Source organism: Streptomyces sp. NPDC005791 (assembly GCF_042871485.1).
GTDB lineage: Bacteria > Actinomycetota > Actinomycetes > Streptomycetales > Streptomycetaceae > Streptomyces.
In genome coordinates this window covers 160,468-174,646 of the sequence record NZ_JBIAIP010000001.1, presented here as the reverse complement: position 1 = coordinate 174,646, position 14,179 = coordinate 160,468, and the positions used below count along the sequence as shown (strand labels likewise).

Sequence of the window (14,179 nt, the reverse complement as noted above, 5' to 3'; positions counted from 1 at the left end):
TCGGCCGGCGTCGCTACCAACGGCTACAGCGGTGCCCTGCCGGGTGTCTCTACGGTGGGCGCGTGACTCGTCTGGATTCCATGGCCCCCGTACATCCCGCATCCCCGGCATCGGCGGTGAGGACGCGGCTGGTGTCCTGGTCCGCCGTGCCGGGGCGAGCCCTTCTCGCCCCAGAAATGTGGCCGGCGCGGCGCATCGTCGGCGAATCGCTCCTGAGCCTGGCGCTCGCGCTGCTGGCGGTGGGCGCGGGGCTCGCGGACGACATGAGCACGGTGCAGGCCGTCGGTATCGCGCTGGTGGCCGGACTGTTGTCGCTCCTGCGCCGGGGGCTGCCCGCGTCCGTGCTGCTGGCGGCCGCGGTCGGCTCGGCGCCGCTCTCCGGCTTCGCGCCCCTCCTCCTCGTCGTCGCCTGGTCGGCCGGGCGGCGGATCGACGGGCTCGGCAGGGCGTGCGGCGTCTTCGGCCTGGCCTATGCCCTCTGCCTCGGCCTGACCGCCGTGTGGGAGCAGACGCACGTGACGTTGCCGATCCTGGGCATCGCCGGGACGTTCATACTGCTCGCGCTCGTCGTTCCGGGGCTCGCGGGACGCTACTGGTCGCAGCGCCGGACACTGACCGACACCCTCCAGGAGTACAACGCCCAGCTCCTGCGCGAGCGGGCGATGATCGCCGGGCAGGCCAGGATGATGGAGCGTCAGCGCATCGCGCAGGACATGCACGACAGCCTCGGCCACCAACTCGCGCTGATCGCCGTTCACACCGGTGCGCTGGAGGTGGACCGCGGCCTGACGGGGCAGCAGCGGGAGGCCGTCGGTGTGCTGCGGGAGGCGTCGGTGGCCGCGATGCACGAGCTGCGCGACGTGGTGGGCGTGCTGCGGGACGGCGCCGACGCGCCGAGGGCCGGCGGGAGCCCGCGAGCCGAGGACCCCGGGCCGCCGTCACGCGGCGTGGCGGGCATCGACAGCCTGGCCGATACGTCCCGGAGCGCGGGCACGGCCGTGGAGATCCGGCGCTCGGGCGAAGTACGTCCCCTGGCTCCGACCGCCGACCACGCGGCGTACCGCGTGGTCCAGGAGGGCCTGACCAATGCCCACAAGCACGCGCCGGGGGCCGGGATCACCATCGGTCTGCGGTACGAGCCCGACTCGCTGGTCGTGGAGGTCGCCAACGGACCGGTGGCGGAGCCGGTGCGCGACGGTGTGGCGAGCGGGGGCCAGGGGCTGACCGGTCTCGAGGAGCGGGCACGGCTCGTCGGCGGCATGGTGCACGCGGGCCCGACGGCCGACGGTGGCTTCAGACTGGCCGCCGTCCTGCCGTACGCGTCGCCCGGTGACGCGAGGACGACGTTCGTCGCACCGCCGGACGACTTTCGGGAGCAGAGTTCGGCCGGCTCCACGGGTGAGAGTGATCCGGTCATCGACTGGAACGGTCTCCCGAAGGAGTTGGCCAAGGCAGTGAACAGGACCAAGAGGGGCAACGGCATAGCCATCGGGTGCGGAGTGGTGGCTCTCGTCGCCGTCGTACTCGTGATCACGGTGGTCGTCGCGGGGATCTTCCTCGTACGTGAGGCGGACAAGGCGATGATCGAGCCCGCGCAGTACGACGCCGTGAAGATCGGTCAGTCCGAGGAATCGGTCCGCGAGAAGCTGCCGCAGGGCGACTCGTTCATGAACACCGGGCCGGGCGACAACGCACCGCCGGTGCCCGACGGTGCGGAGTGTCTCACCCTCCTCTCCACGGACTTCGGGAGCGGCTGGGACGCGGAGCCGGTCTTCCGGTTCTGCTTCAAGGACGGCAAGCTGATCGAGAAGAAGTCCTTCGAGACGGCTTGAGGGAGCAGGAATCCGGCCCGGCAGGCAGGGCGATCGGGGATGATGGCCGGATGCCCGCAGAGATGACCGCTCAGGACCGCTCAGGAGAGTCGTGATCAGGGTTCTTGTGACGGATGACGAGCCGCTGATCCGTGCGGGCATCCGGATGATCCTCTCCTCGGCCGACGACATCGACGTCGTCGCGGAGGCGGCCGACGGCCGTGAGGCGGTCGAACTCGCCCGGTCCCAGCGGGTCGACGTCGCGCTGCTGGACATCCAGATGCCGGTCATGGACGGACTGACGGCCCTGGCCGAGCTGCGCCGGACGGCCCCTCAGGTGCGGGTTCTGATCCTGACGACGTTCGGGGAACGGCACAACGTGCTGCGGGCCCTGACCGGAGGAGGCGCGGGCTTCCTCCTGAAGGACTCGGCGCCGGCGGAGCTCATACGGGCGGTGCGGGCGGCGGCGGGCGGGGAGGCGTATCTGTCGCCGGGCGCTACCCGGCACGTCGTGGACTCGCTGGCCTCCGGCGGGGCCACCCCGCGCGCGGAGGACGCCCGCCGCCGGCTAGAGAAACTGACGGGCCGCGAACGCGAAGTCCTGGCCCTCCTGGGCGAGGGGCTGTCCAACGCGGACGCGGGTCAGCGCATCCATATGAGCGAGGCGACGGTGAAGGCGTATGTGAGCCGCATCCTCGCCAAGCTGGAGTGCGAGAACAGGGTGCAGGCCGCGCTGCTGGCGCGGGACGCCGGCCTCGGTGTGTGAGTGGGCCCCGAGGGCCGATCAGACCACCTGGATCACGTGCTTGCCGCGTACGCCGCCCGCTTCCAGCGCCCGGTGGGCGTCGGCGATGCCGGCGAGCGGGTGGACGGTGTCCACGACCGGGCGGACGGCTCCGCTCTCCACGAGACGGGTCAGTTCGGCGAGCAGATCGTGCTTCGGGTTGCCGCTGAAGAAGCGGACGCGTCCCCGGCCGTGGGCCGTGGAGGCGAGCACATAGCCGAGGCTCGCGGCGACGCGGTCGACGTCGAAGGCGATGGAGACCATGCGGCCACCCGGTGCCAGCAGCCGCCGGAAGGCGCGGAGTCCGGTGCCCACCGTGTCCATGATGACGTCGAACCGGCCCAGGTCGGACGGTCCGGTCGTCGCATAGCTGTGGACCTCGTCGGCGCCCAGCTCCCTGACGAGGTCGAGGTTCTTCGCGCCCGCGAGGGCGGTGACATGGGCGCCGAGGGCCTTGCCGAGCTGGACGGCGATGCTGCCGATCCCTCCGCTGCCACCGCGCACGAGCAGGCGTTCACCCGCCTTGAGCCGCGCCTTGCTCCGCAGGGCCGTGATGGCGGTCGTGCCCGCAGGGAGGGAAGCGGCTTCGACGAGGCCGATGTTCTCGGGGGCGTACGCGAGGTTCCGGGGGCGTACCGCCACGTATTCGGCCGCGCTGCCGAACGTGCGGGGCAGGACGCCCCAGACCCGGTCGCCTGGCCGCAGTCCGGTGATCGCGGGGTCCACCTCGGCGACCTCTCCGGCGAAGTCGAGCCCCGTACGCTGCGGGAAGGAGCGGCCGGTCACGAGGCGGACGCGTCCCGCGCGGCCGTGCAGCTCACCACCGTTGACGCTCACCGCGTGGACGCGGACCAGCACCTGGCCCCGCCGGAGTTCCGGTACCGGGACCCTGCCGACGTAGAGCACGTCGGGAGGGCCGTAGCTGTCGTAGAGCGCCGCGCGCATGTCGTTCATGTCCGTCAGGCTACGCACGTAACCGGACGCCCCCCTCCATTTGGCTGGAAGTGAGAAACATGCCTGATCAGACCTCTCAGAAGCGGCCCGGTGACGGCGCTCTGCGCGCCGATGCCAGGGAGAACCGCGACCGCATCCTCAAGGCCGCGCGTGAGGCGTTCGCCGTGCAGGGCATCGACGTCCCCGTCGCGGCGATCGCCCGGCGGGCCGGGGTCGGCGTCGCCACGCTCTACCGGCGGTTCCCGACCCGCGACTCGCTCGTGACGGAGGCGTTCGCGGATGAGCTCACCCACTGCGTGTCCGTGCTCGACGACGGGCTGGCGGATCCGGACCCCTGGCGCGGTTTCTGCACGGTGATCGAGAAGGTCTGCCTGATGCAGGCGGCGGACCGGGGGTTCACGCAGGCCTTCCTCACGGAGTTCCCCGGCCAGGCGGACTTCGCGCTCGAACGCTCCCGCGCCGAGGAGAATCTGGCCCTGCTGGTGCAACGGGCCAAGGACGCGGGCGGCTTGCGCCAGGACTTCGCACCGAGCGACGTCACCCTGCTGCTGCTCGCCAACTGCGGGGTCACGGTCGGCTCCGGCGAGGAGGCGGCCAGGGCGTCCCGGCGGCTGGCCGGCTATCTCCTGCAGTCCTTCCGCGCCGAGACGGCGGCCCCCCTGCCGCCGCCCGCACGGCTGGACCTCCGGCAGATCGGCGGCGCCACAGGATGAGGTCGCCGGGCAGCGCCCGGGGCTCAAGCCCTGGACTCCGAGCTGCGGCCGCGCGGCGAACGGGACTTCCACCCGGCGCCGTACGTCATCGGTGGGTACGGCGCAGCGGCCGGCCGGAGCGGACCGGCCACGCCCGGGGCGTGTGGACCCGGCGCTGAGACACATCCCGTGACCGCGCCGGGCCCGTACGGCTTCTACGCCGGGATCAGCCCGAGGTGCAGGCCCGGCCGTTCAGCTTGAACGCCCCCGGGTCCGGTGCCGGTCCCGAGGCCGAGGTGTTGAAGCCGAAGTCGACCGCCGCACCCGGCGCCAGGGTCCGGTTCCACGCCAGCGGTGTGGCACTGACCGTACGGCCGGACTGGTCGAACTCCGCGCTCCAGGTGTGGCTCAGCCGCTGCTCGCCGGGGAGCAGCCAGGTCAGTGACCACGGCGAGACCGGTTCCGAGCCGGTGTTCTCGACGCGGACCGTCACGGTCGAACCGCTGTTCCACGGGTGCGAGGAGTACGTGACCTCGCACGCGCGGGCCGGACCGGTCCGTCCGCCGTCGCCCGCGTCGTCCAGGTAGGAGGCGATGAAGGCCAGCGGCGCGTTCCAGTTGATGGTGATCTCGTTGGTCGCCCAGGAACCGATGTCGTCGATGTAGCACATGGCCGGGGCGCAGCCGGTCAGCTTCTCCGCGGCCACCGGGTCGCCGGAGGCGATCGCGGTGAGGTTGGGCCCGCCCGCGACCGAACCGGGCGCCGGGTTGGGCAGGGCGGGATCGTTCTGGTGCGCCCAGAAGCGGTGGTGCTGGTTGTGGGAGTCCCGCTCGCCGTAGCCGGTGACGTACGACTGGTTGAGGGGGTTGCGGCCGAGCAGGTAGTCGGCGCCTCGCAGCACGGCGTCCTGGTAGGCGGCACCGCCGGTCAGGTCGTGGGCCGTGGCCAGCACGATCATGTTGTTCAGCACCTGGCTGTTGGACCCCCAGACGTAGTCCTCGCCGTTGGGTGCGTAGGGGAGCCCGTACACCTGCGCACGGGACTGTGCGGCGTAGCGGTCGGCGGCCGTGGTGACGACGGAGCGGACGTCACCGAGCTGCGCCGAGGTGAGGCCGTTCGGCACGGTGGCCAGCGTGAGCACACCCAGTCCGCCGGTGGAGCCCCAGGAGATGCCGCCGCCCGCCGGGAAGACCTTGTCCGTGTCACCGTGCAGGTCGGAGGAGAGGACCGCCTGGCGGTAGGTGTCCTTGCCCGTCGTGGTGAACAGCTCGGCGGCCGCCCAGTAGAACTCGTCCGAGACGTCGTTGTCGCTGTACGCGCCGCCGCCGGTGCCGTCGTTCGGGTCGGCGAGCACGTCCGGGTGCTGCTTCGCTGCCGTCCACGCGGTCTCGGCGGCCCGCAGGCAGCGGTCCGAGAAGTCCGCGTCGAAGGGGGCGTAGAGCCGGGCGCACTGGGCGGCCGAGGCGGCGAGGTTCAGCGTGGCGGCCGTCGACGGGGGATGCAGTTCGCGCTGCTGGGGGTCGAGATGGGGCTTCATCGGCAGCCCGGTCCACTCGGCGTCATGCATCTTGTGGTGCGCCATTCCCGCCAGTTCCTCGCCGGCCGGGACCTGCATCCTGATCAGGAAGTCCATCTCCCAGCGCGCCTCGTCCAGGATGTCCGGCACCCCGTTGTCGCGCTCGGGCACCCGCAGCTCACCGTCGGCGAGCTCGGCCGACTCGGCGTTCGGGGCGGTGAGGGTGCGCTCGTACGTGGACATCAGCTGGGCCACCGAGATACCACCGTTGACCACGTACTTGCCGTGGTCGCCCGCGTCGTACCAGCCGCCCGACACGTCCAGCCGGTAGTCACAGACGCCGGCCTGGCAGGGGACGTCCGTGTCGCCCTTGTTGGGCGCGACACCGATGTGGCCGGCCGGGCGCGCGTACGCCTCGCCGACGAGCTCCGCCTCGATCGGGGTGCCGCTGCGGTTGTGGTAGAAGTACGCCAGCGCGTCGGAGCGCAACCCGTCGTACAGGTCGCCACGGATCGAGAACGGCTCGCTGACCTCGCCGTCGACCTCCACGGTGTAGCCGTCGCCCGCCGTGGTGAGACCGCCGAAGTCGAAGGTGTGGACCCGCTGATGCGAGCTGGGGTCCTCGCCCTGCACAACGGTCGTCCCGGTGGCGGCCGTCGAGCCGTCCCCGTCCTTCACCGTCCACGTCAGCGGCGCGTCGGCGTCGGTGACCAGGGTGCCGCTCTTGGGTCCGTGGGGCAGGTACCCGACCTGGTTGACGCGGACGGGCGACCCGGTGTCCGGTACGTACACGGGCGGTTCGGCCCCGCCCCGCAGCGACACGTCGTCCAGACAGAAGGTCGTCGCCCGCTCACCGCCGCCGATCTGCAACTGCACCGACGCGGCCGGAAGGTCCACCGAGGCCGTGAACGTACGGGTCACCCGTGTGGCGTCGGTGCCCACCGGATCGGCGGTGGCGAGCACCGTCGTGTACGGGTCGACCGCCTCCTGGACCCTGGTCTGGGCCGCCAGGGGCACGGTCGAACTGGCCGTGTAGGACAGCTCGTAGCTCTCGCCCGCGACGATCGGGACGTCGTTCTGGCCGACGATGACGTCCCAGGCGTTGGCCGTACCGGCGGGCACCTCGGTGCACAGCCGGCCGTCCGACACGGCCGTCGGCGCGTTCGCCGTCCACCACCAGGGGGCGGTACCGGCGGCGAAGTCGCCGTTGGTGATCTGTTCGGGGCCGGGTGCGGCTTCCTGGGCACCGGCCGTGCCGGGCACCGCCAGGGCCGCCGCGAACAGTAAGGCGGCGGCCGATGTCCCGAACACGCGTCTCCCGTGCCGGGATCGGGCGCGCACGAGCCGTGCGGAGAGTGGTGAGGCGTTCACCGGTGAGGCCTTTCGTCGACAGATGCGGTGGGTACGGGAGCGGCGCGACCATAAATGGGAGCGCTCCCACTCGCATTGTGGAGGTCCGCCGCGCGTTCCGCCAGGGTCATGACAGAACGGCCGGTTCGCCCAGGGGTCCGGGACGGACACGGCGGGCCCCGGCTTGAAGCTCCGGGACCCGCCGTGTACGAGGACTCGTTCGGAGACCCCGAGATCAAAGATCGAGCTAGACGAACGGGATCTTCAGGACCGCCGCGTCCGTGCCGGTCTGCACCTGGGAGGTGCCGTTGCCCAGCGCGTTCCAGATCTCCAGGCGGACCGTTCCGCCCTTGAGGTCGCCCAGGCTTCCGGTCACCGACCTGGTGCCCGCGGCCTGGGTGTACTCCTCCCACCCCGTGACCGGGTCGGTCGCGAAGTAACGGAAGGTCTCGGTCCGGTCGAAGGTGCCGTCGCCGGTGAGGTCGTAACTGACCCTGACCTGCGGGGCGAGACCCACCTTCGTGCCCGCGTCCACCCGCAGGCGGAAGGCGGTGGACGCGCCCGCCGCGAGCGTCCCGTCGACCTTCTTGATCTCGTAGACCGTCGGCCTGTACGGCGTACCGTCCCGGTTGACGCCGTCGGCCGAGGCCAGCGTGTCGGCTCCCGCCGCGCCGTCCGTGGCGGTGGTGAGGGAGCCGCCCGACTTCAGCCGGAAGGTGTTGCCCGTGGACGGGCCCGGCTCCTCGGGGTCCGGGTCGCCGCCGCCGGTACCCGTGCCGGTGGCCGTGGAACGGGCCGGTACGGAGAGGGTCGCACCGTCGGAGAAGGTGACGGTGCGCGCGGTGGAGCCGTGGTTGTGTGCGCTGTAGGTCCGCACGCCGTTCCTGGTGAAGACGGCGGAGGTCGGGATGTTCCCGCTGACGGTCATGTCGGGGGCGCCCAGGCTGTCGAGCGTGGTGATCCAGTGGTACGTGTGCGCCTTGGACTCACCCTGCTCCGGGGTGTAACCACCGTTGCCCGCGTCCCACTTGGCCTTGGCCGCCGCCGGATCGGCCAGTGACTCGAACTCCCACAGGAGGTCGCGCCACTCGACGGCCGGTCCGCCGTTCTCCCGCTGCATCTCCGCGATGTTCCGCTTGATGGCGTCCTTCTCGCGGGCCAGGTGCAGGGAACCACCGGTGACGGGGAGGACGTTGATGCCGTGGATCTCCTCCGGGTTCGCGGTCCACCAGGTGGAGTAGGCGCCGCCGCTGCCCCAGACCATGCCGACCGTGTCGTGGCCGAAGGAGGCCGGGAAGACCTGCTGGTCGGCGTCGAACCAGTACTGCGTGATCGCCTCGGACTCGGTGGTCAGCAGGAAGCTGCCGAGGTCCCGCAGCCCGGTGTCACCCGTCGCCGCGCCCCACAGGACGAGGCCCGCGCTGAGGTTGACGGACTCCGACGAGGACTCCTGGTTGTTGCCCGCCGCGAAGCCCTGGTGGCCGGAGGCCCAGCTGTGGCCGGCGTACACGTCGAAGCCGCGCAGGAACGGGAACGCGGTGTCCGTGCGACTGGGGTTGGCGGCGTCCCGCACCAGGGTCTTGACCATGGTCCCCCACGCGGAGTCCGCGGCCCACGCCTGGTCGTACTGGGCGACGATCGCCGCCGCGTAGACGTAGTAGCTGTAGTGGAAGTGGTGGTCGTTGAGCTCGGTGTCACTGCCGTACGAGGCCGGATAGCCGGTGAGCGTCTTCCAGTTCTTGTCGTAGCTGAACTCGGATGCGCCGCCCGCCGTGAACCACTCCTGAAGGCGGCCCTTCATCAGGCCGAGCAGCTTGTCCCGGACACCTGTCTGGCCGATCTGGTCGGCGACGGGCACCAGTTGGGCGAGGCGGCCGAGCGCCTTGCCGGTCCAGTACGTGTCACTCGCCCCGGAGAACGGGTCGGAGGCGTTCGCCACCTCGTTGAGGTATCCGGTCAGCCGGGCCTTGTCGACCCCGGTGGACGCGGGGAGGGCGGGGAGCACGCCCTGGTTCTTCTGGCTCGTGGTGAAGGAGGCCGACTCCCGCACCTTCATGGTGCCGCGCGGGGAGACGTAGGTGTACGGCGTGAGCGCGTCGGTGGTGTGCAGCCACTGGTGGCGGTACAGCGCCTGCAGCGTGCCGCGTTCGGTGCCCTCCTTGGCCTCCGTGGTCAGGCTGTACGTCGCCTTGACCGTGCCGCCGGTGGACTCCCAGGCCACCTGGGAGCCGGTGACGAAGCTGAAGGCGTACTTCCGGTACGTCGCCAGCGCGTCCGTGGACGGCAGCACGGCGAGCGAGAAGTAGTCCTTGCCGCCGAGGCCCGCGGTGATCGTGGAACCGGAGACGGCCCAGTCGCTGCCGGTCGGTGCGAAGAGGGCGTAGTGGTGGCCGGCGACCGTGATGCCGAGGACGTTGCCGTTGTCCGCGAAGACGGTGGGGGTGCCCGCCGTGCTGATGCGGGCGTCGCCGCCGGAGCCCTTGGCGTACACGAAGGGCATGCCGTGCCCGATGGTCGTGCGCAGGGTGCGGGCGCCGTCCGACCAGTAGGGGGTGACCGTCCAGTCGGACCAGGCGTCGGCCTTGGTGTCCGGGGAGTTCAGACCGCTCAGGCCGACGGTGAGGTCGGCCTTGTGCGCGTACTCGTACTGGCGGCCCTCCCCGACGACCGCGGGCGTGGTCGGGTAGCCGACCTCCAGTCCGCCGGAGGTCGCCTGGTAGGTCAGCGGGTGCCCGTACATCGGGGTGGAGTACGGGTTGTCGCCGTAACGCTGGTAGGCGAGCGAGGACCACCAGTCGTTGGTCGGGACCGGCTTGTCCCTGGCCGCCGCCGTGAGCTTGGGCGTGACGGGAGCACCGGTGTTGGTGGTGGGACCGGACGTACCGGCGGGGCGGCTGTCGGTGTAACTGCCGGAACCCGCGGGGATGGTGGCGGCTGCCGCCGGGGACGCGGCAGGGCCCAGACCCACGGCGGCCAGGGCGATGGCCAGGACCGTCGCCGCTGCTGGTCTGGAGAGGGAGGCTTGCATGGGCAGCACCTCGTCATGGGGGGCGGAGAGCTCTTGAGAGCGCTCTCAGGTGCCAAGGAACGTAAAACCTTTGAAACATAAGTGTCAATAGAGCTGACACAGGCGGCAGTTGGGCGTAACGCAGGGTCGTCATGCGTTCGAGTCTTGGCGAGGAAAGAGTCCGGGGGAGGCGCTCCGGGCGCAGGTCGTGAGAGCGCCGCCCGTCGCTCAGCTCCCGTCGTGCCGCCCCAGCGCGTCCATGAGCTCGCCCCGCCGCCGTATCCCCAGCTTGCGGTACGCGTGCGTGAGGTGGGTCTCCACCGTGCGCAGGGCCAGGTGTAGCAGCTCGGCGATCTCCGTGTTCGTGCGTCCCTCGGCCGCGAGTTCGGCGATGCGGCGTTCACTTCCCGTCAGGGCGGCGGAGCCGGTGCGGGCGGGGGTGCGGTGGCGCGCCCCTCCCTCGCGCAGGGCCTCACCGGCCAGGGCGTGCAGCCGTACGGCACCCTTGCGTTCCGCCCGTTCCGCCGCCTCGCGCAGGGAGTCGCGGGCGCGGGCCCGCTCTCCGGCGGCGATGAGCTGGCGGCCCTGTGCGAGCAGCGCCGGGATCAGTTCCATGTCGAGGTCGGACGGGGCGTCCCGTAAGACACGTACCGCCTCCCCCGCCAGTTCCAGGCCGCGCCGCCCCCCGGTCACGGCGCCCAGCACGCGCAGGGCGCGGCCCACCGTGCGCGGGGTGTTCCACACCTGGGCCAGCCGCAGTTCCTCCTCCGCCAGGGCCACGGCCTCCCGCGCCCTGCCCGGCCCGGTACGGCGCTCGGCGACGGCGGTCCGCCACGGGGTGACGACGGGGCTGATCACTTCGCGCGCCAACTGGCCGCGCCCGCACTCGAGCAGGTCGTGGAGCGCTCCCGCCTCGTCGCCGACGGCGGCCCGCAGCACACCCCGGGCGTAGAGGAAACGATTCAGTTCCCAGGAGTCCGGCGCCCGGCGCAGATCGAACGCCGCCGCGAACCGCTGTGCCTCATCGGTGCGGTCGGCGTGCACGAGCGCCATCAGCACGTGCGCGTCGGTGTTGGTGGGGCCCGCTCCGGCCCGCACGCCACCCGGGTCCGCGCCGCCCGGGCCCGTGCCACCCGGGCCCGTGCCGCCCGCGCCGTCGGTGAGCAGCCGGGCGTGGTCGCCCCGGGCCGCGGCGATGTCGGCGCGGATGTCGACCAGCGCCTGGTGCATCGGGTGCAGCAAGGAGGAGCGCTGCAGGGCAAGGCCGCGTTCCACCAGCTGTTCCGCCTCGTCGAGTTCGTCGGCCCACTGGGCGACGGTGGCGGCCGTGCACACCAGGAAGGGCTCGCCGAACGGGTCGGCCGGCTCGGCCAGCAGGGCGTGCAGCCGCTTCATCGCGTCCTGGGCCGAGAGCAGCCCGGCTGTCGCCGCATGCCGCACGAGCAGGGCCTGTCCGGCGGTGCCGACCAGGTCCGGGGACCGCCCGGCAGCCTCACCCAGCCACCGGTACGCCTCCCGTCGCTGGGCCTGTTCGTAGTCGGAGAGCATCACCGAGGCGATCCGCACGCTGCGGGCCGGCCCCGGGTGTCCCGACAGTCCGGCCTCGGTGCGGCGCAGCACCTCCATGGCCGTACGGACCTCGCCCTGACCGGCGAGGGCGGTGCCGAGGGCGATGGCGGTGTGCACCCGGTCGCGGGGCTCGCCCCCCAGGTGCAGGGCCTCGCCCAGTCGCGAGATCGCCGCACCGGCGTCGGCGCAGAGGTATTCCAAGGAGCCCAGCTCGGTCAGCAGCCGCTGTCTGAGCGCGTCGGGCAGCGGCTCGTCGAGCGCCCGGCGCAGATAGCCGACGGCGTCGCCTGGCCGCGAGGCGTCGACGGCGACCGTCGTCGCGTCCCGCAGGACGCGCAGCGCCCACGGCTTGCCGACGACAGGGGCGCGCAACAGATGCCGGGCGATCGCCTCGACCCGCACGCCCCGGTACAGCAGCGCTTCGGCGGCCGCCAGGTGCACGGCCTGCCGCCGCGCGGTCGGCCAGTCGGTGAGCACCGCGTCCCGCAACAGCGGGTGGGCGTAGCGGCGTCTCCCGGCCGCGTCGAGGCGCAGCAGTCCGAGCCGGGTCATCGCGGTGAGCCAGCCCGCGACCCGGGCCGGGTCGGCCCCGGACGCCTCGGCGAGGAGGGCCGGCGGATCGACGGCCTGGTCCGTCGCGTCCGGTGTCCCGACCTCTTCCAGCGCGGCGAGGGTGCGGGCCACCTCGGCCGTCGCCGGGCCCGCGCTGTCCAGCCACCAGGAGACGGCCGCCGGGTACGCCCCCGGGTACAGGGCGGCACAGGTGTCCGGGAGCGGGTGCGGTGGAGTGCCGCGCAGATCCTCCGACAGGGCGTGCAGCAACAGCGGATGACCCGCTCCGGCCCGCACGCAGTCCGCCGCCCAGGCGGGGTCGGCGGCGGGCAGGAGAGTGGCGAGCAGCTCCGTCGACGCCGCATCGGTGAGCGGGGCGAGGGTGTGCGTGCGGACGAGGGACGCGGGGAGCGCGTGGGTGAGTCCTGCGGGCTGCGGGTCGATGTCGTACTGACGGCGCTCGGTGGCCACCAGGAGCACCGGCAGCCCTTCGATCCGGCCGGCTGCCTCCGCGATCCAGCGGCGGGAGGAGGGGTCGGCCAGATGGACGTCGTCGACGGCCAGCAGCAGCGGGGAGTTCGCCGCGAGCGAGCGCAGCAGCTCCCACAGGCGTTCGGCTCTGCGGTGGTAGTCGGCGGACGGCATGCCCGCGTACTCCGGTACGTGGCCGAGGAGTCGGCCGGCCGTGGAGAGGGGCACACCGGCGTCCTCCGGGGAGCAGCGCGTGCGCAGCACCCGCAGGCCGCGGCGCTCGGCGTGTGCGGCGGCGGCCTCCAGCACGGCGGTACGGCCCGTGCCGGTGGCGCCACGCAGCAGGACGAGGCCACCCGCGCCGCCGAGGGCGCGCTCGGTCTCCGCCGCCAACAGCGCCTGTGCGTCGTACCGTTCGCGCAGCGCTCGGGTCATCGGGCCTCCTCTGAAGATGATGGTGCGCGCCGTCCCCCTGTGAGAGGAGGCGGCGCGAGCCCAGGTGGCGTGATAAGACCCACACACACCGACGAGGAAACCGGTGAACCGGCGTCGGTGTGTCGAGGCTCACGCACACCGCCCCAGAGGGCCGTTCTCTTCTGCGGTTGCCTTCTTGACCTGCGATTATCCACCTTCTCGGCATGACGCCCGCAGAGGATTGTGCCCTTGTCTCGTGGTGTGCCTCGTGGTCGTCCACGATTGCGCGGGCCGCGGTGGCCGCAGAAAGGTGGATCACCTCCATCCGCTGTCGGTCGCGGATCCGTGAACAGAGGATTCCGCTTGCTCAGCTCACCCCGGACCACCACGGACACCTCCGCCATGGGGGCCCGGGTGCCCGTGTCCGTCACCGCTTCCGACCCGATCAGCCGTGAAGGTGCCGCCAGCCAGCTACGCCGGCACCCGGAGGTCGAGCTGCGCGAGGAGTCCCGCCCCGGCACGGTGGCCCTGCTGATCGAGGACAGCCTCGACGAGGCGGCACTGACCCGGCTGCGGCGGGTCGTGCGCAGCGAGGGAGCACGCGCCGTGCTCGTCGTCGACTCGATCCGCGAGAACGAGTTGCTGGACGTCATCGAGTGCGGCGTCGGCGCCATCGTGTGGCGGCGCGAGGCCACCGCCCACCGGCTGGTGCAGGCGGTGCTGGCCGCCGCCCGCGGCGAGGGCGACCTGCCCGCGGACCTGCTCGGCAGGCTCATCAACCAGGTGGGCACCCTGCACCGGGGCGGCGCCGGCCGGCAGGGAGGCCCCTCCCTGGGACTGACGTCCCGCGAGGTGGACGTGTTGCGGCTGGTCGCCGAGGGCTTCGACACCGGTGAGATCGCCGGGAAGTTGTCCTATTCCGAACGCACCGTCAAGAACGTCATGCACGGGCTCACGACCCGCCTGCACCTGCGCAACCGGGCCCACGCCGTGGCCTACGCCCTCCGGGAGGGCTACATCTGACCGTTGGGGCAACCGAAGGCGTGCCGCCCGGGCAGA

8 protein-coding genes are annotated in these 14,179 nt (G+C 72.1%); 4 read left to right on the top strand and 4 right to left on the bottom strand.

What is annotated here, in order from left to right:
• Positions 1–176 precede the first annotated feature (176 nt).
• Positions 177–1,832, top strand: coding sequence for a histidine kinase (locus ACFYSH_RS00890; RefSeq protein WP_359465617.1), 1,656 nt, complete (start codon positions 177–179; stop codon positions 1,830–1,832).
• Between the two features lie 91 nt (positions 1,833–1,923).
• Complete coding sequence (locus ACFYSH_RS00885; RefSeq protein WP_388750066.1) at positions 1,924–2,577, top strand: response regulator; 654 nt, start codon at positions 1,924–1,926, stop codon at positions 2,575–2,577.
• An 18-nt stretch (positions 2,578–2,595) separates the two neighbouring features.
• On the opposite strand, the gene ACFYSH_RS00880 is transcribed toward ACFYSH_RS00885, so the two are convergent.
• Positions 2,596–3,549 (bottom strand): NAD(P)-dependent alcohol dehydrogenase, encoded by a 954-nt coding sequence (locus ACFYSH_RS00880; protein WP_388750063.1) that lies wholly within the window; start codon positions 3,547–3,549, stop codon positions 2,596–2,598.
• A gap of 59 nt (positions 3,550–3,608) precedes the next feature.
• Between ACFYSH_RS00880 and ACFYSH_RS00875 the strand changes: the two genes are divergently transcribed.
• The gene (locus ACFYSH_RS00875; protein ID WP_359465553.1) at positions 3,609–4,262 is read left to right on the top strand and encodes a helix-turn-helix domain-containing protein; all 654 of its coding nucleotides are present in this window, start codon (positions 3,609–3,611) and stop codon (positions 4,260–4,262) included.
• A 205-nt stretch (positions 4,263–4,467) separates the two neighbouring features.
• Here ACFYSH_RS00875 and ACFYSH_RS00870 read toward each other — a convergent pair whose 3' ends face one another.
• The 3 genes from ACFYSH_RS00870 to ACFYSH_RS00860 form a co-directional block, all read right to left on the bottom strand.
• Complete coding sequence (locus tag ACFYSH_RS00870; RefSeq protein WP_388750060.1) at positions 4,468–7,068, bottom strand: glycoside hydrolase family 9 protein; 2,601 nt, start codon at positions 7,066–7,068, stop codon at positions 4,468–4,470.
• A gap of 286 nt (positions 7,069–7,354) precedes the next feature.
• Positions 7,355–10,135: a glycosyl hydrolase gene (locus ACFYSH_RS00865; protein ID WP_359465556.1), complete on the bottom strand. Its 2,781-nt coding sequence runs from the start codon at positions 10,133–10,135 to the stop codon at positions 7,355–7,357.
• Positions 10,136–10,342: 207 nt separating this feature from the next.
• Positions 10,343–13,141, bottom strand: coding sequence for an AAA family ATPase (locus ACFYSH_RS00860; RefSeq protein WP_388750057.1), 2,799 nt, complete (start codon positions 13,139–13,141; stop codon positions 10,343–10,345).
• A gap of 342 nt (positions 13,142–13,483) precedes the next feature.
• Between ACFYSH_RS00860 and ACFYSH_RS00855 the strand changes: the two genes are divergently transcribed.
• Complete coding sequence (locus ACFYSH_RS00855) at positions 13,484–14,143, top strand: response regulator transcription factor (protein WP_388750054.1); 660 nt, start codon at positions 13,484–13,486, stop codon at positions 14,141–14,143.
• Positions 14,144–14,179 lie beyond the last annotated feature (36 nt).